The 26,056-nt window shown below is 41.3% G+C and carries 23 protein-coding genes; 14 read left to right on the top strand and 9 right to left on the bottom strand.

What is annotated here, in order from left to right; all coding sequences use genetic code 11:
- Positions 1–164: 164 nt before the first annotated feature.
- The 7 genes from cmk (at position 165) to JMX89_RS05475 (ending at position 6,831) form a co-directional block, all read left to right on the top strand.
- Positions 165–920, top strand: a complete 756-nt coding sequence (cmk, locus tag JMX89_RS05505) for a (d)CMP kinase (protein ID WP_201531251.1) — start codon at positions 165–167, stop codon at positions 918–920.
- Between the two features lie 309 nt (positions 921–1,229).
- A complete protein-coding gene (gene rpsA / locus JMX89_RS05500; protein ID WP_201531252.1) occupies positions 1,230–2,921 on the top strand; it encodes a 30S ribosomal protein S1 in 1,692 nt (563 codons plus the stop codon).
- Between the two features lie 317 nt (positions 2,922–3,238).
- Entirely contained in the window at positions 3,239–3,547 is a 309-nt protein-coding gene (locus JMX89_RS05495) for an integration host factor subunit beta (protein ID WP_041753160.1), read from the top strand.
- A gap of 159 nt (positions 3,548–3,706) precedes the next feature.
- Positions 3,707–4,135: a LapA family protein gene (locus tag JMX89_RS05490; RefSeq protein ID WP_133104463.1), complete on the top strand. Its 429-nt coding sequence runs from the start codon at positions 3,707–3,709 to the stop codon at positions 4,133–4,135.
- Positions 4,136–4,210: 75 nt separating this feature from the next.
- Entirely contained in the window at positions 4,211–4,909 is a 699-nt protein-coding gene (gene pyrF / locus JMX89_RS05485) for an orotidine-5'-phosphate decarboxylase (protein ID WP_201531253.1), read from the top strand.
- A 122-nt stretch (positions 4,910–5,031) separates the two neighbouring features.
- Positions 5,032–5,829 carry a metallophosphoesterase gene (locus tag JMX89_RS05480; protein ID WP_201531254.1) on the top strand — a complete coding sequence of 266 codons (798 nt, stop codon included), beginning with the start codon at positions 5,032–5,034 and terminating at the stop codon, positions 5,827–5,829.
- Between the two features lie 165 nt (positions 5,830–5,994).
- Complete coding sequence (locus JMX89_RS05475; protein WP_181210100.1) at positions 5,995–6,831, top strand: histidine phosphatase family protein; 837 nt, start codon at positions 5,995–5,997, stop codon at positions 6,829–6,831.
- 128 nt (positions 6,832–6,959) lie between these two features.
- On the opposite strand, the gene rpsT is transcribed toward JMX89_RS05475, so the two are convergent.
- Positions 6,960–7,226, bottom strand: a complete 267-nt coding sequence (gene rpsT, locus JMX89_RS05470; RefSeq protein ID WP_011513993.1) for a 30S ribosomal protein S20 — start codon at positions 7,224–7,226, stop codon at positions 6,960–6,962.
- A gap of 528 nt (positions 7,227–7,754) precedes the next feature.
- Here rpsT and JMX89_RS05465 point away from each other — a divergent pair.
- The 5 genes from JMX89_RS05465 (at position 7,755) to JMX89_RS05445 (ending at position 15,638) form a co-directional block, all read left to right on the top strand.
- Positions 7,755–8,456 (top strand): NAD-dependent epimerase/dehydratase family protein, encoded by a 702-nt coding sequence (locus tag JMX89_RS05465; protein ID WP_181210099.1) that lies wholly within the window; start codon positions 7,755–7,757, stop codon positions 8,454–8,456.
- A gap of 273 nt (positions 8,457–8,729) precedes the next feature.
- Entirely contained in the window at positions 8,730–9,245 is a 516-nt protein-coding gene (rraA, locus tag JMX89_RS05460; RefSeq protein WP_188018897.1) for a ribonuclease E activity regulator RraA, read from the top strand.
- Positions 9,246–9,474: 229 nt separating this feature from the next.
- Positions 9,475–13,206, top strand: a complete 3,732-nt coding sequence (gene mfd / locus JMX89_RS05455; protein WP_201531255.1) for a transcription-repair coupling factor — start codon at positions 9,475–9,477, stop codon at positions 13,204–13,206.
- A 228-nt stretch (positions 13,207–13,434) separates the two neighbouring features.
- Positions 13,435–13,866 carry an HIT domain-containing protein gene (locus tag JMX89_RS05450; RefSeq protein ID WP_011513989.1) on the top strand — a complete coding sequence of 144 codons (432 nt, stop codon included), beginning with the start codon at positions 13,435–13,437 and terminating at the stop codon, positions 13,864–13,866.
- 353 nt (positions 13,867–14,219) lie between these two features.
- A complete protein-coding gene (locus JMX89_RS05445) occupies positions 14,220–15,638 on the top strand; it encodes an adenylate/guanylate cyclase domain-containing protein (protein ID WP_201531256.1) in 1,419 nt (472 codons plus the stop codon).
- A gap of 143 nt (positions 15,639–15,781) precedes the next feature.
- Here JMX89_RS05445 and fdx read toward each other — a convergent pair whose 3' ends face one another.
- From fdx to JMX89_RS05405, 8 genes are all read right to left on the bottom strand, one after another.
- Entirely contained in the window at positions 15,782–16,120 is a 339-nt protein-coding gene (gene fdx, locus JMX89_RS05440) for an ISC system 2Fe-2S type ferredoxin (RefSeq protein ID WP_011513987.1), read from the bottom strand.
- A gap of 97 nt (positions 16,121–16,217) precedes the next feature.
- The gene (gene hscA, locus JMX89_RS05435) at positions 16,218–18,095 is read right to left on the bottom strand and encodes a Fe-S protein assembly chaperone HscA (RefSeq protein WP_201531257.1); all 1,878 of its coding nucleotides are present in this window, start codon (positions 18,093–18,095) and stop codon (positions 16,218–16,220) included.
- 252 nt (positions 18,096–18,347) lie between these two features.
- Entirely contained in the window at positions 18,348–18,929 is a 582-nt protein-coding gene (hscB, locus tag JMX89_RS05430) for a Fe-S protein assembly co-chaperone HscB (protein ID WP_201531258.1), read from the bottom strand.
- A 60-nt stretch (positions 18,930–18,989) separates the two neighbouring features.
- Complete coding sequence (iscA, locus tag JMX89_RS05425) at positions 18,990–19,310, bottom strand: iron-sulfur cluster assembly protein IscA (RefSeq protein WP_011280745.1); 321 nt, start codon at positions 19,308–19,310, stop codon at positions 18,990–18,992.
- 218 nt (positions 19,311–19,528) lie between these two features.
- On the bottom strand, positions 19,529–19,915 hold the full coding sequence (gene iscU, locus JMX89_RS05420) for a Fe-S cluster assembly scaffold IscU (RefSeq protein ID WP_011513983.1): 387 nt from the start codon (positions 19,913–19,915) through the stop codon (positions 19,529–19,531).
- Positions 19,916–20,122: 207 nt separating this feature from the next.
- On the bottom strand, positions 20,123–21,349 hold the full coding sequence (locus JMX89_RS05415; protein ID WP_149491857.1) for an IscS subfamily cysteine desulfurase: 1,227 nt from the start codon (positions 21,347–21,349) through the stop codon (positions 20,123–20,125).
- Positions 21,346–21,858 carry an Rrf2 family transcriptional regulator gene (locus tag JMX89_RS05410; RefSeq protein WP_201531259.1) on the bottom strand — a complete coding sequence of 171 codons (513 nt, stop codon included), beginning with the start codon at positions 21,856–21,858 and terminating at the stop codon, positions 21,346–21,348. Before JMX89_RS05410 ends, JMX89_RS05415 begins: the two co-directional genes overlap by 4 nt.
- A 381-nt stretch (positions 21,859–22,239) precedes the next feature.
- On the bottom strand, positions 22,240–22,887 hold the full coding sequence (locus JMX89_RS05405) for a hypothetical protein (protein WP_201531260.1): 648 nt from the start codon (positions 22,885–22,887) through the stop codon (positions 22,240–22,242).
- Between the two features lie 509 nt (positions 22,888–23,396).
- Between JMX89_RS05405 and JMX89_RS05400 the strand changes: the two genes are divergently transcribed.
- Both JMX89_RS05400 and JMX89_RS05395 read left to right on the top strand, forming a co-directional pair.
- A complete protein-coding gene (locus JMX89_RS05400) occupies positions 23,397–23,669 on the top strand; it encodes an HU family DNA-binding protein (RefSeq protein WP_011513979.1) in 273 nt (90 codons plus the stop codon).
- 394 nt (positions 23,670–24,063) lie between these two features.
- Positions 24,064–25,938 (top strand): SurA N-terminal domain-containing protein, encoded by a 1,875-nt coding sequence (locus JMX89_RS05395; protein ID WP_201531261.1) that lies wholly within the window; start codon positions 24,064–24,066, stop codon positions 25,936–25,938.
- Positions 25,939–26,056 lie beyond the last annotated feature (118 nt).

The following is a 26,056-nucleotide window of genomic DNA, read 5'->3' as shown; positions in this document are numbered from 1 at the left end:
TTGCTGCTAGTGATAGGTGGCTTTGTTTGCTATAATATCGCCCTATTTACTTGTTAATAGAGTGATTTCCTTATAATGCTTTGATAAGTAAGTGAAAAATGCTTTATTGATACTTTTATAATTATTTATGTGGTTGTAGAAATTGCCGACTTTAAGTGAGTATTATGACTGTTGCCAACCCTAACGCGAATACTAACAGTGAGAAGCCCTCATTGCGTTATCCTGTTATTTGTATTGATGGGCCAAGTGGCGCAGGTAAAGGCACAGTTACATGGCGTTTAGCACAAGCTTTAGGGTATCAGCTACTTGATTCAGGGGCGTTATATCGTATCGTTGGACTTAAGGCGTTTGAAGCTGGATTGATTACTGCTGATGCAAGTCAGACCATTGACGAGATGGCTGTATTAGCGTTAACTCAAAGCTTAGAGATTGCCTTTGTACCTAACAATGCATCAGGACGTGTCGATATTATCGTAAATGGTGATGCAGTAGGTGAGCAAGTTCGTAATGAAACGGTTGGCGGTTACGCATCACAGATAGCAGTATTTCCAAAAGTTCGCCGAGCATTGCTAACGCTGCAACAAGATATGGCAACTCGTTCAGGATTGGTTGCGGATGGTCGTGATATGGGTACAGTCGTGTTTCCAGACGCTGACGTCAAGGTATTTTTGACTGCCAGTGCTGAAGCGCGTGCCGAGCGCCGTGTAACACAGCTACTAATTGCTGGTCAAATAGCAGATTTTGAAGCGATTCTAGCGACGATTAAGGCCCGTGATGATCGTGATGAAAACCGTACAACGGCACCATCAAAGCCTGCAGCAGATGCGCTACTATTAGACAGCTCCAATTTAGATGCTGATGCGGTTTATAAGCAAGTAAAACAATATTGTCAAGATAAAGGTATTTGCTTCAATAGCTAATAATAACAAGGTAGTAAGCATGAAAAAGTTTCCTATAGGATTGATTTTAGTATAAAATTACAGTAGTAGACGCCAGTAATCTTTAGAAAAAAATGGAATCTACTGTTTAAAGGTCATAATTTAAAAAATATAACGCATTTTAATATAAGACAGTTGTTGCTAGTGAGTTTGCTGACGCATTCGCTTATTAGCAACAAACGTTTTTATATATGACTGCATAGGATATAAAACCAGTATTCTCATTTTATACAGTCATAAATTTGATCCGTACTGTGCTGGACAGGATACGGCTATACAAAGGTAGACATAATGGAATCATTTGCTGAACTATTTGAAGCGAGCATCGAAGAAACAGGTCTGGATATCGAGCGTGGCTCGGTTATTACTGGTACTGTTGTCGCCATCGATAACGACTGGATCACTGTTGATACGGGTCTAAAATCTGAAGGTATCGTCGCTCGTGAAGAGTTTTTAAGCGAAGAAGGCGAACTTGAAGTTGAAGTTGGCGATACAGTAGACGTAGTGGTTGAAGCGGTTGATAACGGTATGGGTCAAACCTTACTGTCACGTGAAAAAGCCAAACGCGTTGAAACTTGGAATTTCCTTGAAAAAATCTCTGACAATGATGAGATTGTAAAAGGTATTATTTCTAGCAAAGTAAAAGGCGGCTTTACTGTAGATATCGGTTCAGTACGCGCTTTCTTGCCAGGTTCATTGGTAGATGTACGTCCTATCCGTGATACGACGCATCTAGAAGGTAAAGAGTTAGAATTTAAAGTTATCAAACTTGATCAAAAACGTAACAACGTTGTCGTTAGTCGCCGTGCCGTTATGGAAGCTGAAAACTCAGCTGAGCGCGAAGAGCTATTGAACAAGCTTGAAGAAGGTATCGAGATCGAAGGTATCGTTAAGAACCTAACTGATTACGGTGCATTCGTTGATCTTGGTGGTATTGATGGTCTATTGCACATCACTGATATGGCATGGCGCCGCATCAAGCACCCATCTGAGGTGGTTGAAGTTGGTCAAGATCTTAAAGTTAAAGTACTTAAATTTGACCGTGAGCGCAATCGCGTAAGCCTAGGTCTAAAACAACTAGGTACTGATCCTTGGGATAACGTTGGTGGCACTTATCCAGTAGGTGCAGTTGTTAAAGCACGCGTTACTAACCTAACTGATTATGGTTGTTTTGCTGAGATCTCTGAAGGTATTGAAGGTCTAGTACACGTATCAGAAATGGATCACACCAACAAAAACATCCATCCGTCGAAAGTTGTTCAAGTGGGCGATGAAGTTGAAGTAATGATCCTTGATATCGATGAAGAACGTCGTCGTATCAGCTTAGGTATCAAACAGACTCTAGCTAATCCTTGGGATGAGTTTGATAAGAAACATGAGCGCGGTGATAAAATCACTGGTACGATCAAATCAATCACTGACTTCGGTATCTTTATCGGTCTAGATGGCGGTATTGATGGTCTAGTTCACTTGTCAGACATTTCTTGGAATGAAACTGGTGAAGATGCTATCCGTAACTACAACAAAGGCGACACCGTTGAAGCAATGGTATTGTCTGTAGACTCAGAAGCCAATCGTATCAGCCTAGGCGTGAAGCAATTAACTTCAGATCCATTTAACGAATACCTAGTCAACAATGACCGCGGTGCTATCGTTAATGGTAAAGTAAAAGAAGTAGACGCTAAAGGCGCTACTATCGAACTTGCTGATGAAGTTGAAGCGTATCTACGTGCCTCAGAGATTCAACGTGACCGCGTTGAAGATGCGACTAAGCATCTAACTGTTGGTGATGATGTAGAAGCGAAAATCATCAGTGTTGATCGTAAAACGCGTAACATCAGCCTGTCTATCAAAGCGAAAGACGAAGCTGAAGAGCGTCAAGCGATTAAAGAGTTAAGTAGCACAACTACGACTAGTACTGCTGCTGGTTCTGATGCACAACCAAAAACGATTGGTGACTTGATCAAAGAACAAATGCAGTAAGCTATTTACTGCTAATGTTATGATCTTATAAAAGAAAGCGACTCCGGTCGCTTTTTTTTATGGCTAAATTTTAGTATTAACGATAATTGATACAGTTTTTTCCTTGATAGAGGAACTCTTGTTTCCAATTTCCTTCAATATCCGCTATCATTTACAACATCGAGTAACGAGATGTAAAATTAGACCCAAGTCATTATAAATGAACAGATATTTAGTCAACAATCGCGTGGTTGTCAGCTAATATTTTATAATATCTGTGGTAATCATTTTAGTTATTTCCATCATCTTATCTATCAATGAACAAGGCAAGTATGATAATGCAGCAAACAATCAATAAGTCCGAATTTATTAGTAATCTGAGTGCAAATTGTGACACGATGACAGATACCGTTGTCGATGACGCCGTACGCGAGATATTAAACTTGATGACTCATACGCTCGCCAATGATGGTCGAGTAGAAGTGCGTGGGTTTGGCAGTTTTTGTCTTCATCATCGCCGTGCTCGTATGGGTCGCAATCCTAAAACGGGTGAAAGCGTACCAGTACCTGCAAAAGCAATTCCGCATTTTAAGCCAGGCAAAGCATTACGCGAAGCTGTAAACGAAAAAGTAGCAGGCGGACAGTAAGTTAATTGAAGTAATATAAGATATCATACCGATCTACTACTAAAGTATGAGCCGATTTTTCTTATTTATACCAAACCTTTTATAACGTAGTAATATCAATCAGTATGGCTTAGTTTTTATCCACTTATCTGTTCTATTAAAAACTTAAGGAGACGTCTGATGCGTATTTTATTATTAGTGCTGCTATTTTTGAGCTTCGCTTACTCGCTAGGTTTGGTATTGGCAAACAATACTGAAGTTGGCGTCAATCTTTTGTTTTCACAAGCACCAACGATGAATTTAGGCTTGCTAATGATACTTTGTCTCATACTTGGTATCGTTATAGGTATCTTGTTAGCACTGCTAATTTTCCGTGTTTTGCAAAATAAGTGGGAAATATCGCGTCTACAAAAGGCAAATACCAATTTGCAAGAGCAGATAACCCAAGCCAATATGGTGATTGATCGTCAAGCGAATGCGCCTACTGTAGAAGAAGCTGTTTATGGTGCAACAGCGGTTAATGTACAGGATACGACAATGCCCAATGCTCATCCCAACGCCAATGTGCATGATGGGTCAAGTTTGACCAAGCAAAAACGCGATTACTAATAATTTGTAATATGCATTTTCACTGCTGATTATAAATATAATAATTTGATAAACCTGATATAAAGAAGCATAACAATGAACAACGCAATTAATTCTCCTGTCATCGTTGCATTAGATAATATGACAAAGGATGCCTCTCTTGCATTAGCTGACCAATTAGATCCGGCATTATGCCGATTGAAAGTAGGTAAAGAGCTGTATACCCGCTGTGGCCCTGAGATAGTCAGAGCATTGCATCAGCGCCAATTTGAGGTTTTTTTAGACCTTAAATTTCATGATATCCCCAATACCACTGCACAAGCAGTATTGGCTGCGGCTGAGCTTGGTATATGGATGGTCAACGTCCATGCAAGTGCGGGCCACGATGCGATGTCATTGGCAAAACAGCGCTTGCTAGATAATGATTTTGACACGCTACTGATTGCAGTGACTGTCTTAACATCTATGGACAATGAAGCGCTCATACAAACGGGCATCACCGACGGCTTAGAGGCACAAGTGAGCCGCTTAGCACAATTAACCAAGCAAGCCGGTCTCGATGGTGTAGTATGCTCAGCACAAGAAGCAAAGGCATTAAAGGCATTATGTGGTCAGGACTTTAAACTGATTACGCCTGGTATTCGTCTGCTAGATGATAATGCTAATGATCAAAAGCGTATTTGTACGCCAAAACAGGCATTACTTGATGGCTCTGATTATCTGGTGATTGGGCGCTCAATTACTCAAGCAGTAGATCCTGCAGCGAAATTACAGTTAATACTCCAAAGTCTCTAACTTTTCAATTAGATACTTCAGTCAAAAAGTAAAAAGACAGCCTAATCCGCTGTCTTTTTACTTTTTGTCCCTAGATGAAAAGGTGCTAAACTATTTATGTTTATTTAATGATATAGGCTGCTATGAAATTACAGATTTTGAGTGACTTACATATTGACAGTTATATACGTCAATCCCATCCGATAGGGCATATCCCCAAAACCGACGCAGACATCGTACTGGTAGCGGGAGATACAGCAAATAGTGATATTGGTATGCCATGGCTACAAGAGCAAGCAGCGCGCTTACAAGTCCCTCTAATCACTATCGCTGGTAATCATGAGTACTTTAATGAAGACGTGCTGCATTTTGATAAAAAGCTGGCGACTTGGGACAATTATGATAGTGAATCAAAGCAGGGCGTACGATTTTTGCAGTGTCAGCATATTGATATCGGAGAGGTGCGCATTTTAGGTTGTACGCTTTGGACAGATTATCAATATCAAGCCAATGAAGAGACTAGGGCAGTGGCAATGCGCTTTATGCGTGACTACAAACAGATCTATGCCGGCAACGAACTATTTTCACCTGAAATGTCGATACAGATTCATGCTAAGCAGCGTCAATGGCTTAAAAAAGCATTGATAACGGCAAAAGCAATGGGCAAAAAAACGGTGGTGATGAGTCATCATAGTATCAGTCCATTATCTGTCTCTGAGAAGTATGCTGAGCTACCAAGTAATGCCGCATTTATCAGTGATTTATCAAGCTGGATGTATGAAGAGTGGGCACCAGCACTATGGGTGCATGGGCATACGCATGAAGCATTTGATTACCACATTCATAATACGCGCGTTATCGTCAATCCGCGTGCTTATCCAAATGAGGTTAGTAGTACGGCATTATCGTTTACATGGGATAGAGTAATTGATATCGGTTAGTCAAACGTAATAAATATGAGTATTTCTTTTTTGATTTCACCGTGTCATAGCGTCTTATTTCTAATAAAATTAACGGGTCTGCTCTCAATATATTTGCTTTAGATTATATTGCAATTGGACTTATATTTGGTTCATTCCTGTCGAAAAATCTGATAGGCTTATGTGATGAGTAAACTTCCTAATAACACCACATCGAGCCTATCCACTGAGAAGCTTGCGAGTCATACTCCAAGTGCACCAGCGCCCTCACATCTTCCTGATAGTATGATGTCGTCGGTCAGGTTGTTACCTGAAGATAAGCGCCTGATTTTATTTACCAGACATTCCCTGCGTGAGCGCTCTGATGGTAATGGCTTTGCCAGTTATCAGCTGCCATTGACACCCAAAGGTCGTGTATTGGCAAAATCTTGGGGTCGTTGGTTGGCAGGACATCTGCCGTATTCGCTCGATGTTGATAGCATCTCAAGCCCGATTGGTCGCTGTCTTGATACGGCGCAGCTGATGCAAGAAGGGGCAGGACTAAGGCGTGATATCGCGCACCAGTCATTGTTGGTTGAGCCTGGTAGCTTAGTGACCGAACCTGATATTGCAAATCCCATCTTTAAAGAGATTGGTGTTCTCAATTTTATCAATCGATTCTTGCAAGGCAATCTTGAAGGCACTAAAAACGCTTATCAGGGCGGTCTCGATATTCTATCGCTTTTTTATCAAAATCAGCCGCAACACGGGCATCTAATGCTCGCTGTCAGCCATGACACTTTGTTATCTGCATTCTTAGCGGTGATGTTTGATGTTGTTGAGATTGATTGGAACGATTGGCCAAAAATGATGGAAGGGGTATTTTTGTGGTTTGATGACAAGCCATTCGAGCAGGCAAGTGCGTATTTTGTCTGGCGCGGTGAAGTTTATGTACGTCCAATACACACTTTGCTTGAAGCCTACCGTACCGCTGGCTTTCATCCAAATAAGCTATTATTGCCACCAGAAGTAAAATGGACATAAGCGTTATTTACGAAATTATTAATTACTTTTGATCAGGCATAAAAAAACCTTGCCCCAGTATTAGAACCAGTGACAAGGTTTTAGTTATGATGTTATCGAAGCATCATACGGTCTAAACGCAACCAATCTTAAGCTAGTAAGCCTTTGATGGTTTTGTTTAGGCGGCTCTTACGACGAGCAGCTTTATTCTTATGAAGAATACCTTTGTCAGCCATACGATCAAGAACCGGTACCGCTTTTTTGTAAGCTTCGGTAGCCGCGTCATAATCTTTAGCAGCGATAGCCGCGTCAACACGTTTCAAATAAGTACGAACCATAGAGCGTTGTGACGCAGAGTTCTGACGACGTTTGGTGTTTTGACGGGCGCGTTTACGAGCTTGTGCAGTATTAGCCACGCGAATCTCCTTGATAAAGACAGATAAAATTATGAATGTGGATTGCAATAAAGGGTTTAACCATCATCGATAACGAGCAGCCGTCTCGCCGAACATGATGTCGATGCCTACTATTAAAGTATCTGATAGTAATAAATCATCGCAAGCGCCAAAACTGTTTGGAATAATTAAACAGCGTTGACGTGTAAAGCCGGTTATCTTAGCAAATTATCGCCCTTAGGACAATAAGTTTGATGATTAATGCTCAAAGAAGTTACGGCATTACGTGGATGAGCGGGATTTTATGCCTTTAATAGGTATTTATAAAGGTATTTATCATAATATTGAGTGAGTATTTGAGTCTAAACGAGCGTATGAGCTGAGTAAAACTGTTTGCTGATAAAATCTCTTACAATAAATCATGCATAATAGCCTCGATGATTGATTAATTTAGGTATGATACTACAGTGGTCAGCGTCACCGACGGGCTTTAAAAAGTCACATTTTTGACGATCATAAGTATTCCAACACTCTATAAATGGATAGGATATGCAGCGAAAAGCAATGGTAATAGGTGCAACGGGATTGGTCGGGCAACATCTTGTAAAGCAGCTGAGTGAGATTTATGACACATTGATTGTGATTGCACGGCGTCCTCCTCGCTACATCAATGCGAGCATGCGTTTTTATCAGGTGAATGATTTTGACAACTTAGCTGAAATCTTTACAAGCATTGGCGCTGATCGAAAAACGGATGCTTTTAGTTGCTTGGGCACCACCAAAAAACAAGCGGGTAGTGATGAAGTTTTTCGCAAGATTGACCATGATTATAATGTTGGTTTCGCCAAACTTTGCCAAGAGAAAGGCGTTGAAAACTTCTTTTTATTGTCCTCGATGAATGCGGACATCAACAGTCGCTTTTTATATAATCGCGTAAAGGCTGAAACGGAAGAGTCCATAATGGCATTAGGGTTTGCCCAATTGGTTATTTTCCGTCCGTCGTTACTACTTGGTAAACATAAGGGTCGTCCGCTTGAAAGTCTGGGACAAAAAGCCTTTCAGCTTATCTCGCCATTGGTGTCCGAGTCATTATCTTTACATCCTATTTCAGCTAAGCGTGTCGCTAGTGCCATGGCGATGAGCGCCCATGATATCTATCATCGTAGTAAATACCGCAGCGAACCCGCGATTAAAACCACTGATATTATCGAAAATAAACAGATGCTTGCGATGACCCGTGTAAAACATTAAGCTATTAATCAGATAACTTTTACATTTATTACTATAGTAAACTCAGTATAAAAACGATACAGCGGGACTAGAATGAATTTTTTGCAGCCTCTGTCTGCGCAGGCACAGCAAGCTAGAAAAATTTATACTAGTGCCGCGTCAAAACATGATGTATCGGTTTTATCTAGGATAAACTATACTATAATAAATAGCCTAAGTAATTTTTAAGTTTAATAAGTCAGAACAATTTAACCATAACAGACAAGGAGTCTCACCATGCCAGAATCAGTAACAATGACCAAAGAAAACTTTGTAACTTGTGATTTATTAGATGCCAATCCTGAATCACAGGTATGCCTGCCTAATATCGAAGGTAAATCGTTTTATAGTTTTGGCGGCAAAGACAAATTCTGCGGTGAGATTGTGACCGTCAAATGTTTTGAAGATAATAGTCGCGTCAAATCGTTGCTTAACAGTGATGGTAAAGACAAAGACGGTAATGGCAAAGTATTGGTCGTTGATGGTGGCGGATCTATGCGCTGTGCGTTGTTAGGTGACATGATTGCACAGTCGGCTATTGATAATGGCTGGGCAGGGGTTGTGGTGTATGGCTGTGTTCGTGATGTTGATGATATGGCAGCAATGGACATCGGGGTCATGGCGCTTGGTTGTATCCCGCGTAAATCAAATCGCCGCGATGAAGGTCAAACCGATCTTGAAATCAGCTTTGGTGATTTAACGCTAAATTCTGGTATGTTTGTCTACGCAGACAATAACGGCATTATCGCTAGTGACAAGCCATTAATTTAAAGACAAAGTCTGTTTTTGAAGAGTTCCCTATAAAGACCTTGGCTCGCAAGCTAAGGTCTTTTCGTTTATCAGCCCTATTCTTAGCAATAAATCTTTATTTTATAAAGTGTTTGGCTCTTGGTGTTTTCTATAATAATGCTATGTGACAAACCGTTACGGCATAAATTTTGGTAATTGCGCAAATATTCGTATAATAGCTTTCTGACTCTTAACCTTGATCTTACCCTTTATGCCTATCACTGCTTTGACTGACGCCTTTGCCCCGATTAACCAGCAATTATTCCCTATCCAAAATGCCCAGCGCCGCTGGCTTGCACCTGTACATGGTGCTGTCAGCAGCTTATGGCTGGCAAGTTTAGTACAAGCACCTATATGGAATGTTGCCGAGCGTCTAAAAGTCGTAGTGACGCGTGACCAAAATCAGCTGAATCAAATAGAGACAGAACTGGCATTTTGCGGCGTGGATGCTCATGTATTTCCTGATTGGGAGACGCTGACCTATGATGAGTTGTCACCGCATCAAGATATTGTCAGCGAGCGTATCAATTTATTAACCGATATGCCAACGTCAGGCGTGTTATTGATATCTGTGCAAGCATTAATGCACCGTATTGCGCCACCAAGCTGGTTAATTGGACAGCATTTTGATTTAAGTGTTGGCGATCAATTTGATATCAATACTCAGCGTTCTCTGCTCGCAAAAGCAGGTTATCGAGCGGTAGACAACGTTTTTGAGCCGGGGGAATTTGCGGTACGTGGTAGTATCATTGATATCTTTGCCATGGGTCAGCCATTCCCGCTACGTCTAGATTTATTCGACGATGAAATTGAAACCATTCGCTTTTTTAATCCGCAGACCCAACGGACATTAACTGTCGATGACCTAAAAGTCATGATGAGTGGCAACGATAGTAGTATGGGCAAAGAGTCATTGTCGCTACTGCATAAACTGCCAGATATCTCAAAGCCTATTAAACAGTTTCAGATCCTACCCGCAAAAGAGTTTCCACTTGATGAAGGGCGTGAAACCTTTCGCACCAATTTTGCTGCCATGTTCCCCAATAGCAATAGCCGTAAATTCGAATTACATAAAGATGTAATGGCAGGCATTGCGAGTAGCGGATTGGAATATTATCAGCCACTGTTTTTTGATTTAAAGGATTGGACGGTAGAGAGTAGTTTATTTGCTTATCTGCCAAGCGATACGCTATTCATCACTGATGAGCTAATTAACGAGAAACAGGCGGATTATTGGTCGCAAATCCAGCGCCGCTATGAAGAGCGCCGTCATGATATTGATAAGCCTATTGTCGCCCCTGAGTTGCTGTATTTATTGTCAAATACTCTTAACGAGCATCTCAATCATTATCCACGGGTGATACTCAGTGCACGTAATGAACTGTCGACAATGAATGATGCATCTGCGATTGACGAGACAGTATTGGAGAGTCCATTACAGTTATCTGAGCAACCACAGTTAGATTTTGTTCAGAATAAGCAACAAGGCTTGGTGACCTTAAGTGCGCAAGAGCCGCCACAGTTGGCAGTCAATCATCAAAAAGCAGAGCCACTTACTGAGCTGCTAGCGTTTTTAGAGCTACAAGCGCAAACAGCAACACCAGTATTGATTGTCGCTGAAACAGCGGGTCGCCGTGAGATTCTCATCGAGCTGTTTAAAGGTAAGATTGAGATCAAGGCTTATGACAGCTTTGAGGCATTTTTAGCTGCCGATAAAACAACGGGGCTTAATAATAAAAAGTTGCCACAGGTTGGTCTAACGGTTGCGCCTATTGAACGTGGCGTCTATGTTCCTGAGCGCTTGGTGTTGATTAGTGAGACACAATTATTTGGTCGGCAAGTGCTGCAAACGCGCCGTCGTCGCCAGAGCGGTGTATCAGAAGAATTCTTGGTTAAAAGCGTGACTGAAATAACTGATGGCAGTCCAGTCGTCCATATTGAGCATGGTATTGGGCGTTATAATGGTTTAATAACCTTAGATGTCGGAGATGGTGAGCAAGAATTTATTCACCTAAAATACGCTGATGATGCCAGTATTTACGTGCCGGTTGCCAATCTGCAAATGATTAATCGCTATAGCGGCGGCGACCCAGCGCTTGCACCATTGCACAAGATTGGTAGTGGAAAATGGGACAAAGCTAAACAGAAAGCGCTCGAGCAAATCCATGATGTCGCAGCTGAGTTGCTTAATATACAAGCACGGCGTGAGGCAAAGGTCGGTATTCATTTTAAAATAGATATCTCGCAATACGAGCTGTTTGCTAGTCAGTTTGCCTTTGAAGAAACGCCGGATCAAGCCAATGCTATTCATGCAGTCATGGAAGATATGAAGCAAAATCAGCCCATGGATCGTCTCATCTGTGGCGATGTAGGTTTTGGTAAAACGGAAGTAGCCATGCGCGCGGCATTCATCGCGGTCAGTGCTGGTTATCAAGTAGCGGTGCTGGTGCCGACTACTTTGCTAGCCGGTCAGCATGAAGACAATTTCCGCAATCGTTTTGCTGATTGGCCAGTACGTATTGAAACGCTTTCGCGCTTTGGCGGTAAAAAACATCAAGATACTGTGCTAACAGACCTTGCGGCAGGCAAGGTTGATATCGTCATTGGTACGCATAAGTTATTACAACCCGATGTAAAGTTCTCTAATCTAGGTCTAATGATTGTTGACGAAGAACATCGCTTTGGGGTGCGCCATAAAGAGCGTATTAAGGCGATTCAGACTGATGTTGATAGTATGTCGATGACAGCGACGCCCATCCCGAGAACGCTCAATATGGCGCTCTCGGGTATGCGTGATATGTCGATTATTGCCACGCCACCAGCCCGTCGTCTTGCAATTAAGACCTTTGTTATGCAGAAGACCGACGCTTTGATGAAAGAGGCTATCTTGCGTGAGCTGTTGCGTGGTGGTCAAGTTTATCTATTGCATAACGATGTGGCCAGTATTGAGCGTATGGCAGAGACCATACGTGAACTAGTGCCTGAAGCGCGAGTAGGGGTCGCTCATGGGCAAATGCAAGAACGTCAACTAGAACAAGTCATGCAGCAGTATTATCATAAAAAATTCAATGTGCTAATTTGTTCGACCATTATCGAAACCGGTATTGATGTACCGAATGCTAATACCATTATTATAGAGCGCGCGGATAAGTTTGGTTTGGCTCAATTACATCAGCTGCGTGGTCGCGTGGGTCGTAGTCATCATCAAGCTTATTGCTATCTACTTGTACCGTCTATTAAGGGGCTTAAAGGGGATGCCAAGCGCCGATTGCATGCTATTGAGCGTGCTAACACATTAGGTGCAGGCTTTATGCTGGCAAGTGAAGATTTAGAGATTCGCGGTGCTGGAGAAATACTTGGTAAGCAGCAAAGTGGTAATATGCAGGCAATTGGTTTCAGTCTATATATGGATATGTTAGAGCGAGCAACAAAGGCGATTAAAGCCGGTAAAGAGCCTGATTTAAGTACACCATTATCGCTAACCAGCGAAATCAATCTGCATAGCTCGGCACTGATACCAGAAGAGTATCTGCATGATGTGCATCAGCGTTTGTTATTTTATAAACGTATTGGTAATGCCGATGATAAAGAGGCACTAACTGATATTCGAACTGAAATGATTGATCGTTTTGGTGTTTTGCCAGAGCAGACCAAGCAGTTATTTGCGGTTCATGGTCTACGCATACAAGCCGAGCCTTTGAAAATTAATAAAATTGATGCCAATAGTAATAGCATGACATTAGAGTTTGCACCCGATACCCCGGTCGATGCTTTGGCGATTATTAAACTAATTCAAGCAAATGGGCAGCACTATCGTATGAATGGTGCTTCTGGCATTCGCTATCAGGATGCTGATAAATTGGCAACACCGCAGCAGCGTGTCACGGTGATTCAAGAGTTATTAAGCTATTTTAGCAAGCATATGGTGGTAGAGTCGGTTTAGGATATTCAATCATCACTATATACCATGGAAAATAGCTGTTTAACCTTTACCTTATAGACTAAGAGATTTAAAAAGCAGGACATTTAGACAATAAATCATGACGCTATTTTATCGATTGGATAACTGATAAAATAGCGTCACTGTATTTTTACCTTAAATATCTGTTTTAAATGTTAAGCCTAATCTTTCTTTCTTATCCTTGAGTTTCATAACAAGAGAACCGCCATTATGTTCCAACTTCATCATAAACTTGCTGCCGATAGTTTTTTAGTGGGTGATTTTCCACTATCAACCTGTCGCTTAATCAATGATTGCCAGTTTCCATGGTTGATATTGGTGCCACGAGTATCAGGCATCAAAGAATTGTATGAATTGTCTGAGGCAGACCAAACGCAGTTTTTGCGTGAATCGAGCTGGTTATCAAGTCAGCTCGCTAAAACTTTTCAGGCAGATAAAATGAATGTGGCAGCACTCGGTAATCAAGTACCACAGCTTCATTTTCATCATATTGTCCGCTATCAAAACGATATGCAGTGGCCAAATCCGGTATGGGGCGTTCCTGCAGTGCCTTATAGCAAAGAAGTATTGGCGCAAATGCAACAGACTTTGATGATGGCACTGCGCGGTCATCATCAAATGCCGTTTGATTGGCAGATGTAATTAACTACTTATTGATAGTTTTAACATTGTTTGGTACATGTCAGTTAAAAGAAGTCAGATATATTATCTGGCTTTTTTGCCATTAGCTTTAACTTGATATTTATGTTTAGTACAAAGGTCTTGAGATGATGATTTCATTGGCTTTGGTAACAAAATAAATGACAAACGGTATACTTTGAGGACTCAATGACATAGCTGTTACTAAGATTAGAACGTATAATATGCAAGTTAACTGTTTAATTTCTCTTATATTATTTATAAGCATAAATATTCTTTATAAGGATAAGGTACATTATCTATACTATCTTTATGAGTACTTTCAATGATTTTACTGATTTAAGCGAATAGCTCTCATGGCACTTTTAGACACCTTTAGCCCCAAAAAATCTATACAGGGTACTGATGTCTGTCGATTTGATTATCCTGAAATCTTTGTTCTCATACTCAGCGTGATACTGCTCGCTATCCATTTTGACTTCAGTCCAACTTCGATGGCACTTTTAATCGTCGTCTGCTTACCTAGCCTCATGATTTTAATTTATAACTTTCGTCGTCAAAAAAGCTTTTGGACGTCTAATATTGTTATTATTTTATTTTCTGTGGTCATTGGTTCTATTCAGCTTTGTCCCCTCATCTCATTAAGTTTGGCAGCGTTAATTGGACTACGTATCATTCTCAGCAGCCCTGAGAATCATCTAAAGCTGGTTTCTGTATCCATCGTTACCATCATTATTTTTTACTACGTTAGTGTCATTTTGAGTAGTGCCGAGATAGATTGTCATACCACTTGGATAACGCCTATCATCTTGCTAGCAGCGATGCTCGTAATACTTTGTCATTTTCGCCATATATATCATGAGTATGTCCATTATGAGGCACGGGCTGAGCAAGTGGTTGGTCGCTTAAGTACGATGGTGTCGGTAATCAATAAGTTGACACGTTTCGTACCACCGCAAGTATGGGAGCCTATTGTCAAAGCGGACGGTCCAGTTACTGTCGCTAATAAACGCGCTAAGTTGACGATTATGTTTTCAGATATCGTTGGTTTCACTGAGCTGTCTGATAGCTTAAGTGCAGATAATTTGGCTGATATTTTAAACACTTATATGCACTGTATGACTTTGATCGCTAATAAACATGGGGCAGTATTAGATAAGTTTATTGGTGATGGCATGGTGTGTTTTTTTGGAGAGCCAAATAGCCGTGGTCCGCGTCAAGATGCCCTAGATTGTGTAGCTATGGCAATAGATATGCGCCGTGAAATGCGCACATTGAGGCAAAAATGGCGACTGATGGGCTTTGAGGGATTATATATACGCGTAGGTATTAGCACAGGCTACTGTCATGTTGGTAACTTTGGTAGTAATAATCGTCTGAGCTATACGCTGATTGGCAAAGAGGCCAATCTGGCTTCAAGGCTTGAAGCTGTCGCTGGTAAGGGTGAAATATACATTAGCGAGAGCACTCACGACTATATCGCTCATGATTTTGACTGCGAATACGCAGGTGCTTTCCCGCTAAAAGGTTTCGATGATAAAGTAAGTGCTTGGAAAGTATTGGATCCAGATGAAAATAAAGGCAAGTTATCGAAATGGGTAGACCACACGCTTCCAGGTTTTAATCTGCATTTGAACTTTAGAGACATGCAAGATAATGATTATCAAGATATCAGAATTCGTCTCAATCTTGCACTTGAACGCATCGAACAAGAAGAAAAATCTGTCGCTATTAAAATTGACGCAGCCAGTAAAAAAGAAGGGAAGCATAAATAATTGATAGCAATACTATAATGATAGTAAATAATTTTCTTTGCTCATGAATAGATTGTGATTACTTAAAGTATCAGATATTGGAATAGGAAAAAGCCAGCTATAAGACATAGTTGGCTTTTTTATGAGTATAAAGTCATCAATAATTAGTGATTTTCTTTAGCATGGTTTAAAGTGTATTTAGGAATTTCGATGGTTAAATCGTCATCCTCAAGCATCACCTGACAAGACAAGCGTGAATCAGGTTCCAGCCCCCAAGCACGATCAAGTAAGTCGGCTTCGATATCATCCATCTCATCCAAGCTATTAAAACCTTTACGTACGACGACATGGCAAGTTGTACAAGCTTTTGACATCTCGCAAGCATGTTCAATCTTGATGCCTTTTTCTAATAAGGCTTTACATAAGTTTTCGCCTGCTGCTAATTCAACTTCGATGCCTTTAGGGCAAATTTCATGATGGGGTAGTACAGTGATTTTTGGCATAAGGTAGTCTATCCGGTGCTAATCCATTTAAAATAACATCTAAAAATATAAAAATATGCTTAATTTGACACGTCAGTAATATGGTAACTTATTTCTGTTACCAGTCTTTGGCGCTGGTACCTGCCATACTAGTCTTGACACTTTGATTCATGATAAGAGCAGCAAAGGCGTCGCTATGCGGTTTAAGCGCCAGCTTTTTTGCATCAATAAGGGTTAAGTCATTGGTATCAAGCGCAGCTTGCAAGTCTTGCATAGTGTGTGCCAAAGACTGCTTAGCCTCTTCTGAAAGTAAAGCGTCAAAATCTTTCAATGCCGATTGCAGTGCCAGTATCTCACGTTCTGATTCAACCTTGGTTTCAATCAATGAGCGCGCGTTTTTGTCTTCTTCAGCGTATTTAAATCCTGCAATGAGTAACTGTTCTTTTTGTTCATCAGACAAGCCGTAAGAAGGCACAATCTCAATTTTACTTTCGGTCTTGGTAGTGGTTTCTTGTGCACTCACTGTCAGTTGGCCATTAGCATCAATGCTAAAAGTCACTTCGATTCGCGCAAATCCCGCTTTCATAGGCGGAATACCGTATAGCTCAAAGCGTCCCAGTGAGCGGCAGTTATCGACAGTCTCGCGCTCACCTTGTACCACATGAATCACCATGCCAGTCTGGCCATCTTGATAAGTGGTAAATATTTGGCGTTTCTTAACTGGAATGGGGGTATTACGCGGGATAAGCACTTCAACCAAACCGCCCATGGTTTCAAGACCAAGCGATAGCGGAGTGATATCTAACAATAATAAGTTATTATCACTATCACCGTTGACCAATTGATGCGCAGTTTGTGCAGCACCTAAAGCAACGACTTCATCTGGATTTAATCGACAAAGTGGCTGCTTTGCAAAAAAATCAGTAACCACTTGTTTAACAGCAGGCATGCGAGTCGAGCCGCCAACTAAAATAACTTCATCTAAGTCAGATGTTGAAAGTTTAGCATCACGTAATACTTGTTCGCAAACGCTCAAGGTGCGGCGACTCACTGGGTCTACAATGACTAATAAATCTTCACGGCGCAATATGCCCTTAAAGGATTGCTCATTCACGATAATATCAATCTCAACTTGCTCAGCATCCGTCAACGCTTGCTTATAGGCTTTGGCTTGCTGAGCAAGGATTGATTTATCATGCAGGCTGACGTCTTTAGGATCGATATTCAACTGCTTGATCAGCCAATTGGTCAATAAGCGATCAATATCATCACCACCAAGTGCACTATTACCACCTGTCGCTAGCACCTCAAAAACGCCATCGTTTAGTTTCAAAATCGATACATCAAACGTACCGCCGCCCAAATCATAGATAAGGTAATGTTTCTCGATACCTGCATCAGTTGCTTGGTCGAGTCCATAAGCAACCGCAGCCGCAGTAGGTTCGTTCAACAGACGCAGTACCTTGATGCCAGCTGCTTGAGCGGCGTCTTTAGTAGCTTGACGCTGTGCTTCATCAAAATAGGCAGGCACGGTAATGACCGCACCTTGAATGCTATCCTCAGGCAATGCGTGAGCAGCACGCTGTTCTAGCGCTGCTAAGATACGCGCTGACACTTCAACAGGAGATACGGCTCCTTGCGCAGTGACAAAAGCTGGCATTTCATCTTTGCCACCGCTTAGCTCATAAGGATGAGAGAATTTGATATCAGCTTGGCTACGACCCATAAAGCGCTTGGCTGAAATAATAGTATTTTTTGGATCATCTACTACGTGGGCGAGGGCGTCCGAGCCAACCAATGGGCTACCTTCACTTGGATAATACACCACAGAAGGCAACAAGGTATCTGTCGCTGTGCTTGCTTGCAAAACTTGGGCCTTGCCTGAGCGTACCACGGCGACCAATGATCGCGTGGTACCAAGGTCGATGCCTAGGCCAAAACGATGCTCGTGAGGTCGGGTGCTTTGATTGGGTTCAGCAATTTGCATTAAGGACATAAGATAACTCAAAGATAAAATGAATAAGTGAAATGATACAAAGACGATAAATCGACTATCGTGAGTACAACATAAAATAGTTTTGCTATAAATGTTTGAATATAGAAACTAGCCATTAAAGGCTTTTAGAGTCAAGATTATACGAGATAATTGGTCTTACTTTAACCGTCGCTTTTTAAAACTTCTGAAACGTATTATAAATTGAGCCGTTATTATTATATTCAATAATAACGCTACTAATAAGCGCATTAATTACACATATAAATCATCATCATCTAAATGTGTAGCTGCCGAAATTCCATCAATGGCTGTCACGACGTCAGCATTTAACTTCACCAGAAATTTCAGCTTTTGGGTAGAATCAATAGCGGTTTGCCAGTCTTGAGTCTCATAAGCGTTTTTAAAGTTTGCTGACTGCTTTGCTAGACGTTCTGTAATCTGTGGATGTAACTGCTTTAGCGTTGCTATGTCTTGAGCACCAATAGCGTCGTCTAAATCCATGCGCATTTCCATAGCGTCTTCTAAGAAGTCCAGATCTGCGATGGAATGCTCTAGACTTTGCGCTTGACCTGCCATATCTAACAAGTAGCTGGCTCGACTATCAGGCGAACTCAGAGTTTGATAGCCCTGATTAATAAGCGCTGATGCTTGCTCAGATTGCTGCTGTGCTTTTGCAATATTGGCTATATTTTTTGCGACATTGTCAGGATGATAGCGTTTTTGCAAAAAACGTAAACGCTGATCCAAATTGTCTTGTACAACCTCAAACTGTACAGGCTGCTCAAATAAAGCAAAAAAATTATCAAACTGTGGTTCTAACGTGCTATCTGTCATATCGTCTGCCTTTATTTTATTTATTATTTTAAGGGCTTCTATTTTATATAGTAAAAACGGTTACACCGTAAAAGACTCACCGCAGCCACATTCGCCTTTCTGATTAGGATTACTGAATTTAAAGCCTTCATTGAGACCTTCTTTTTCATAATCCATTAATAGACCATCGAGATATACCAAGCTTTTAGGGTCAATAAAAATACTAACACCAAGGCTCTCATAACGAGTGTCATTTTCGTCAGGAATATCAACGAACTCTAAAACATAAGCCAAGCCTGAACATCCTGCCGTACGAATACCCACGCGTATGCCTTCGCCTTTACCGCGATTGTCCAAAAACTCACGCACATGTTGAGCGGCGCGTTCTGTCATTTCAATCATGCCAACTCCCATTGACTATCAATAATAGGGATAAAAATTCAAAATAAATAACGAAATAAATAAAAGGTGACAATTACATAAGCGTCATTGTCACCTCCTTGGCGTTAGCTGCTTTTTGGCAGCTTGCGCTTTCATACAGAGAACAAGTTGCTAAACAATATATATTAAACAGCTTGTACGCTACTTAATATAGCTGGTCATTTTAACGACGACTGGGCTCAGGCAGGAACATGCTTGCCTTTATAGTCGCTAATAGCCGCTTTAATTGCATCTTCTGCAAGGACTGAGCAATGCACTTTTACTGGTGGCAACGCCAATTCTTCAGCAATGTGACTGTTCTTAATTTCACCAGCTTGATCCAAGCTTTTGCCTTTTAGCCACTCAGTAACGAGCGAGCTTGACGCAATGGCTGAACCACAACCGTAAGTTTTGAAGCGTGCATCTTCGATAATACCGTTATCATCGACTTGGATTTGTAAACGCATGACATCACCACAGGCTGGTGCGCCGACCATACCAGTGCCGACGTTTTTGGCATTTTTATCAAGATTGCCAACGTTGCGTGGATTTTCGTAATGATCAATAACTTGGTCACTATAGGCCATGGGGTTTTCTCCTGGTTAGATGATGAGCTGTCATTTAATGACTGTCTTTGTTAATGGGTTACTGGCTCATCGATAATTGGGGTCAAACACTTAATGTATAATTGTCTGATTCATTAGCTATGGCGATATTTTTATGTTTAGTAGAAAAAGTAAATAAAAATATCGCTGTTGCCATTATTTTTTAAATTATAAAGCTTAAATGTAGTATTAGTGCTCAGACCATTCTACTGAATCTAAATCAACGCCTTCTTGATACATATCCCAAAGTGGCGATAGCGCACGTAATTTATCAACAGCTTGATGCATCTGGGTGATAACCGTATCAATGTCTTCTTCAGTAGTGTAGCGACCAAAGCTAAATCTGATTGAGCTATGTGCTAACTCGTCTGGGCGACCAATAGCGCGCAAAACATAAGATGGCTCAAGAGTCGCTGACGTACAAGCTGAACCTGATGAGACAGCCAAGTCTTTTAGCGACATCATCAGTGATTCGCCTTCAACAAAGTTAAAACTGATATTTACAATATTAGGTACGCTGTTTTCTAAATCACCGTTTAGATAAATCTCTTCAATATCTTGTAGACCATCCCACAGTTTTTGGCGTAATTTTGCCGCATGTGCATTGTCTTCTTGATAGCGCTGATTAGCTAACTCAAATGCTGCGCCAAGACCTACGATTTGGTGAGTCGGCAAAGTACCTGAACGCATACCGCGCTCATGACCACCGCCATGCTGCTCGGCTTTTAGGCGAATACGCGGCTTGCGACTAACGAATAGGGCACCAATACCTTTAGGACCATAAGCTTTATGACCTGAGAAACTCATTAGGTCAATTTTCATCTCTGCAAGGTTGATAAGTACTTTACCAACAGACTGTGCACCATCAACATGGAAAACAACACCCGCTTCGCGCGTGATTTCACCAATCGCTGCAACATCAGTCACCGTACCAAGCTCATTATTCACCATCATGAGAGACACTAAGATAGTATCTTCACGTAAGGCAGCTTTTACTTGCTCTGGTAAAATCATGCCAGTGCTTGGCTGCGGCTCAAGATACGTAATCTCAAAACCTTCTTGCTCAAGCTCACGGCAGGTATCTAATACCGCTTTATGCTCAATTTTACTGGTAATAATGTGCTTACCACGAGACTGATAAAAATGAGCAGCACCTTTGATGGCTAAGTTATCAGATTCTGTCGCACCAGAGGTAAAGACGATTTCGCGAGGATCAGCATTGATGACCTCAGCAACTTGCTGACGAGCCGTTTCTACCGCTTCTTCTGCTTGCCAGCCGTAGCCATGCGAGCGTGATGCTGGGTTACCAAAGATGCCATCTACCGTCAGATATTCGCTCATCTTGGCAGCGACTGACTTAGCAACTGGCGTCGTGGCGGCATAATCTAAATATATAAGGGTGTTATGTTGGCTCATGCTGGGTTTGCCTCGCTGGTCGATAAAGTAATAGTGTTAATGTCTTTTATAGAAATATCTTTTAGAGCATCGCTGTGCTGCCGATCTGATACAGACTGCACGTGCTCCATGTCTAATAATTGCGCTAATGTTATATTTTTCAAGTACTGCTCTACATGATTTGATAAGGCACACCACAAATCATGGGTCAGACACATTGTACCACCTTGGCAGTCGCCGCGTCCTTCACACTGCATGGCATTGACCGATTCATCGACAGCAGAAATGATACTCATCACATCAATCTGATCAAGTGGCTTTGCTAGATAATAGCCACCTGCTGCGCCGCGAATACTAGTGACCAAACCACGCTTACGAAGTTTTGAGAATAACTGCTCAAGGTAGGATATAGAAATGGACTGTCGCTTGGCAATGTCGGATAAAGACACCGCGCTTTCTTGTTGGCTGGTTTGTAATGCCAAATCTAGCAAAGCGGTCACGGCATATCTGCCTCGAGTAGTTAAACGCATGTGTTATCTCCAAACTTTTTAAGGATAATTTTATTTAACAACGATCTTAGTTCGGTCAGATGGTTAAGAGATAGCCAGTCACATATAAATAGCTATGCTGCTAATAAGAAAAATCATCTGTCGACTAAGTGTGTCTTATCGTTATTAAACAACAGATGGTTTACCCGATGTGTGCAACGATAAGGTAATTATACTCAATCCCGAGTAATTTAGTCAAGATTAAAGTGTGGTTGAATGGTTAGTGATATTAATGACGATGATTGATAAAAACAATGATTGGTGATAAAACGAAAAAAGCGCTTGATAGACGATAGGTCATATCAAACGCTTTTAAGAGATATTTTTAAAAAATCATCTATACATCAGATTATTTTTTGAACATTAATTCATTATAAAGAGTGCAATGATGGCAGCAAGAGCAATGATAGAAGCAATTATTGTCGTGATGATAAAAGTCTTTTGTTTGCTTTGTAGCTCTTTGACAGCGGTTTCGAGCTCACGATTTTTGATGGTCAAAGTGGTAATTTCGATTTGCTGTTCTTTAATACGTAGCTTATAGCTTTCTTTTTTATCTGCCATTTCCGCTTCGGTCGGCTTGGGCTTGCTTTTACCACCCTTAATCTTTTTGATTAAGCCTTGAATTAAGCTACCTAGACCAAGCTGCATAATAAATTGCTTAACCAGCTGAACCTGTACCGTTTCACCACGCATTTGCAGCTTTTCAGTGGTTTCACTATCATGCGTGGTAATGGCATTAATCACTTGCAGGCTATAAGCATTGATCACGACATCAGGCTCACTGCGACCAATAGGTAGCCTGTCATCTAATAACACGCCTTTGGTACTAAAAGTAGCGAACACCTCTACGTGTGGTAGATATAATCTAAGCGCAACGACAGTTTCTTGCTTAGCAAGTGGATAAGCGGCTTTACGGAGTTCTGGGTCTAAACGTAACAATAGGGTCAGCGCCGATTCGATAAACACCAAAATGACATTAAGAAAAGAGTGAGACAACGTAGAACGCTTCATGTAGATAATCCGTTTTTATTGTTCAAATAAAACATAAGAAGATAAGTAAGGGTTAAAAACCACCCAAAGTGTGCAATGACATTGCGCTTATAGTAACGCCTTTATGATAAAAAGTAACGCGGGTTTCTGTCAGTTGCAAAATTATTACCTGACAATAATTCTTTTATTTCATGCGTTAACTATCACAGTTTATAGTTGGCGTTGATAAACATCAGCGTCTAGATAAGCGTTCAGTAAATAAAAGCTAAGACACAAATTAAAAGCTAAAATAGCGTTTTTGTCATCATATTGCAGCAGGTTTAGGTAACATTGGGTGTCAAATACGTTGTAGAGTGCACAAAAATATGTAAAATTGCTTGCGCTCCTTATGTTGCCTTGCTATAAAGGCGATAACAAAGCAAAACCTGTTTATGCATAAGCCAAGTGGTTTTTATTGCTTAAGTGCTCTGAGAGCGATACAATGCTTGGCGTGAGCGTTTTTTTACCCCCTAAAACTTGAAGGAAATTTTATGAATAAGTCAGAATTAATTGATAGCATTGCTGAGAAAAGTGGTCTAAATAAAACTCAAGCTGGCGATGCATTGAACGCAGTTATGGAAAGCGTTGGCGAAGCTCTAGAAGCTGGCGATAGCATTTCACTAGTTGGTTTTGGTACTTTTAGCGTAAAAGACCGTAAAGCACGTACTGGCCGTAACCCTAAGACTGGTGAAGAGCTAAGTATCCCAGCTAGCAAAGTACCAAGCTTTAAAGCTGGTAAAAACCTAAAAGAACGCTTGAACTAAGCCGTATCTATTTAAAGACAGTCGCAGCTTATGGCATGATACCCGAATAAGAACCGCGTTTGTTGACGGTAAAGTGATAAAAGGTGATGGCTTATAACAGCTATGAGCGACTCATCAAAAAAGCACCTAGATAATAGGTGCTTTTTTTAGTGCTGTGGTTTGTATTATATCGTCTGAATATTTTGAGTCTGCATCAAAAATCACGTATCATAGGGCGCGCGACAGAGATGTTGTTCGAACAAAGACGGTGTTATCCGCCTTGAGCAACCATAATAAAATGTACCCCTTCTTAGTTTTACCATTTTCTTACCATTGCCAGCTTGTAGAGCGTTGATATTATTAATAGTATTACAATGGTTTTTCATCAATATAGGTTAATAAAGCAGAGATAACTATGGATAAATTGCGCGATTTCTTAAAAAGCTGGCCGGGTCGCATTTTATTGATTTTATGCCTATCGCCGCTCGCTCTATTGGGCGTCGAAAGCTACTTTGGGGGTAATGTCGATCCCAATCAGATCGCTCAGGTAGGGGAAGCGAGTATCGGCCTATCAGAGTATCAAACGGCAGTAAACAATCGCCGTACTGAGCTTTTAGACCAAGTTGATGATGCCAGTTTATTAAATGAAGATGTGCTACATGAGCAAGTGTTAAAAGGTCTGATTGACCGCACCTTGCTAGAGCAGCAGGCTGGCAAGCTTGGTATGACCGTCTCTGATGACACCATCAATCGTCTGTTGCGTCAAGAAGAGATATTTAAAGGTGCAGATGGCGAGTTTTCAAATGATCAGTTTGCAAGCTTTTTACGTCAACGCAATATGACGAAAAATCAGCTGTTTGATGAGTTCCGCAATCAGTTGAGCTTAGATCAGCTGAATGCCAGTATCGTTGGTACTGCTGCCTATCCGATGAAAGCAGTCAGTCAACTGATTGATTTACAGCTAGAGGCACGCAATATTTGGCTACATCGTTTTAACTGGCAAGATTATGTGTCAAAAGTTAAATTAACTAAAAATGACATTCAAGCGTATTATGATGCCAATAAAGACACCCTGAAAAGCGCTGCTATGGTCGATTTGGCTTACTTGCAGCTTAGCCCTCAGACCATCCAAGTAAACGAGGTCACTAAAGAGGACTTACAGCAGCAGTACGAAGCCTATAAGCAAAGCCTTGCCGTCGTCGATGAGCGTAAGATCAGCCAAATCTTATTAACTGGTAGCGATGCCAAAGCACGTGCTGATAAAATTAAAGCGCGTCTTGCCAAAGGTGAAGCCTTTGCGAAGGTTGCTAAAGCTGAGTCAGATGATCCATCAGGCGAAACAGGCGGCGATATCGGACGCTTTAATCCCTCAGTATTTGGCAATGACGCTGCAGCAGTAGAAAAAGCGTTAGAAGGTTTGAGTGTAGGCGATATCAGCGTACCGGTGAAGACCAGCTTTGGTTATCAGATATTCACCGTGACTGAAGATAATGGTAACAAGATACCAAGCCTTGAGAGTATGCGTGATGAGTTAACTGCCAAAGCAAAAGAGTACAAGCGTCAAGAAATCTACGCTGACAAAGTAACGGCGATTAACGATTTAGCCGCAGATGGGTTTAGCATTGAAGATATTGCTCAGCAAGAAAATGTGTCATTAAAACGTCTTAAAGATTATCGCAAAGAGAACAATAAATCTGTCCTTGCCCAGCCAGCGGTGATTAAACAAGCGTTTGATGAGTTTACCATTCAAGACCAAGCGGTCACCGCTGGTATCGAAGTTGGTAATGGCACAGTATGGGTACAGCCCAGTAACTATCGTCCGACCAAAACATTGTCCTTAACTGCTGCGACGCCTAGAATCACGCAGTTATTACGTCAGCAAAAGGCTAGTGAATTGGCATTAAATGATGCGAAAAAACTTGCGGCTGGTATTAAGACTACCGCTGATATCAATAAGCAAGGGGTAACATTCCAAGCGCTTGGTGAGATCAATCGTCAGACTACGCAGCTGACAGAAAAAGAGCGCGGCTTAGCGTTTAGTAAGCAAGCACCTGAGAACGGTGTGGTTGCCGTAGCAAGTAAAACAGAAATGGGCGCAACGGTATTGGTTGGTGACCGTATCAAAACAGAGCAGCAATCGCCATTATCTGCGGCTCAAAGAGCGCAAACGGCAGCGATTATCCGTGATAATTTAGGTCAAGATCAGTTGCAAGATTACTTAGACTATTTGCGTTTGGTGTATAAGGTTGAGATTAATAAAGCCAATATGGAAAATGCTCAAGGACGATAAGTACTTTGTGCGCTATCCATTCTAAATAAATCTATTTTTAATGTCTCGTCCTAAAATAGATTGATAGTTTTTGCTAAGCCAGATACCCTGAGTATCTGGCTTTTTTGTATTAAGCAGG

Origin of the sequence: Psychrobacter sp. DD43, assembly GCF_904846555.1 — a bacterium.
Taxonomy (GTDB): Bacteria; Pseudomonadota; Gammaproteobacteria; order Pseudomonadales; family Moraxellaceae; genus Psychrobacter; species Psychrobacter cryohalolentis.
This window is presented reverse-complemented; position numbering and strand designations above follow the sequence as displayed.

What these genes read in the sequence shown, in the direction of transcription:
- cmk (WP_201531251.1), top strand. Translation starts at nt 165, where the DNA reads ATGACTGTTGCCAACCCTAACGCGAATACTAACAGTGAGAAGCCCTCA.
- rpsA (WP_201531252.1), top strand. Translation starts at nt 1,230, where the DNA reads ATGGAATCATTTGCTGAACTATTTGAAGCGAGCATCGAAGAAACAGGT.
- JMX89_RS05495 (WP_041753160.1), top strand. Translation starts at nt 3,239, where the DNA reads ATGCAGCAAACAATCAATAAGTCCGAATTTATTAGTAATCTGAGTGCA.
- JMX89_RS05490 (WP_133104463.1), top strand. Translation starts at nt 3,707, where the DNA reads ATGCGTATTTTATTATTAGTGCTGCTATTTTTGAGCTTCGCTTACTCG.
- pyrF (WP_201531253.1), top strand. Translation starts at nt 4,211, where the DNA reads ATGAACAACGCAATTAATTCTCCTGTCATCGTTGCATTAGATAATATG.
- JMX89_RS05480 (WP_201531254.1), top strand. Translation starts at nt 5,032, where the DNA reads ATGAAATTACAGATTTTGAGTGACTTACATATTGACAGTTATATACGT.
- JMX89_RS05475 (WP_181210100.1), top strand. Translation starts at nt 5,995, where the DNA reads ATGAGTAAACTTCCTAATAACACCACATCGAGCCTATCCACTGAGAAG.
- JMX89_RS05465 (WP_181210099.1), top strand. Translation starts at nt 7,755, where the DNA reads ATGCAGCGAAAAGCAATGGTAATAGGTGCAACGGGATTGGTCGGGCAA.
- rraA (WP_188018897.1), top strand. Translation starts at nt 8,730, where the DNA reads ATGACCAAAGAAAACTTTGTAACTTGTGATTTATTAGATGCCAATCCT.
- mfd (WP_201531255.1), top strand. Translation starts at nt 9,475, where the DNA reads ATGCCTATCACTGCTTTGACTGACGCCTTTGCCCCGATTAACCAGCAA.
- JMX89_RS05450 (WP_011513989.1), top strand. Translation starts at nt 13,435, where the DNA reads ATGTTCCAACTTCATCATAAACTTGCTGCCGATAGTTTTTTAGTGGGT.
- JMX89_RS05445 (WP_201531256.1), top strand. Translation starts at nt 14,220, where the DNA reads ATGGCACTTTTAGACACCTTTAGCCCCAAAAAATCTATACAGGGTACT.
- fdx (WP_011513987.1), bottom strand. Translation starts at nt 16,120, where the DNA reads ATGCCAAAAATCACTGTACTACCCCATCATGAAATTTGCCCTAAAGGC.
- hscA (WP_201531257.1), bottom strand. Translation starts at nt 18,095, where the DNA reads ATGTCCTTAATGCAAATTGCTGAACCCAATCAAAGCACCCGACCTCAC.
- hscB (WP_201531258.1), bottom strand. Translation starts at nt 18,929, where the DNA reads ATGACAGATAGCACGTTAGAACCACAGTTTGATAATTTTTTTGCTTTA.
- iscA (WP_011280745.1), bottom strand. Translation starts at nt 19,310, where the DNA reads ATGATTGAAATGACAGAACGCGCCGCTCAACATGTGCGTGAGTTTTTG.
- iscU (WP_011513983.1), bottom strand. Translation starts at nt 19,915, where the DNA reads ATGGCCTATAGTGACCAAGTTATTGATCATTACGAAAATCCACGCAAC.
- JMX89_RS05415 (WP_149491857.1), bottom strand. Translation starts at nt 21,349, where the DNA reads ATGAGCCAACATAACACCCTTATATATTTAGATTATGCCGCCACGACG.
- JMX89_RS05410 (WP_201531259.1), bottom strand. Translation starts at nt 21,858, where the DNA reads ATGCGTTTAACTACTCGAGGCAGATATGCCGTGACCGCTTTGCTAGAT.
- JMX89_RS05405 (WP_201531260.1), bottom strand. Translation starts at nt 22,887, where the DNA reads ATGAAGCGTTCTACGTTGTCTCACTCTTTTCTTAATGTCATTTTGGTG.
- JMX89_RS05400 (WP_011513979.1), top strand. Translation starts at nt 23,397, where the DNA reads ATGAATAAGTCAGAATTAATTGATAGCATTGCTGAGAAAAGTGGTCTA.
- JMX89_RS05395 (WP_201531261.1), top strand. Translation starts at nt 24,064, where the DNA reads ATGGATAAATTGCGCGATTTCTTAAAAAGCTGGCCGGGTCGCATTTTA.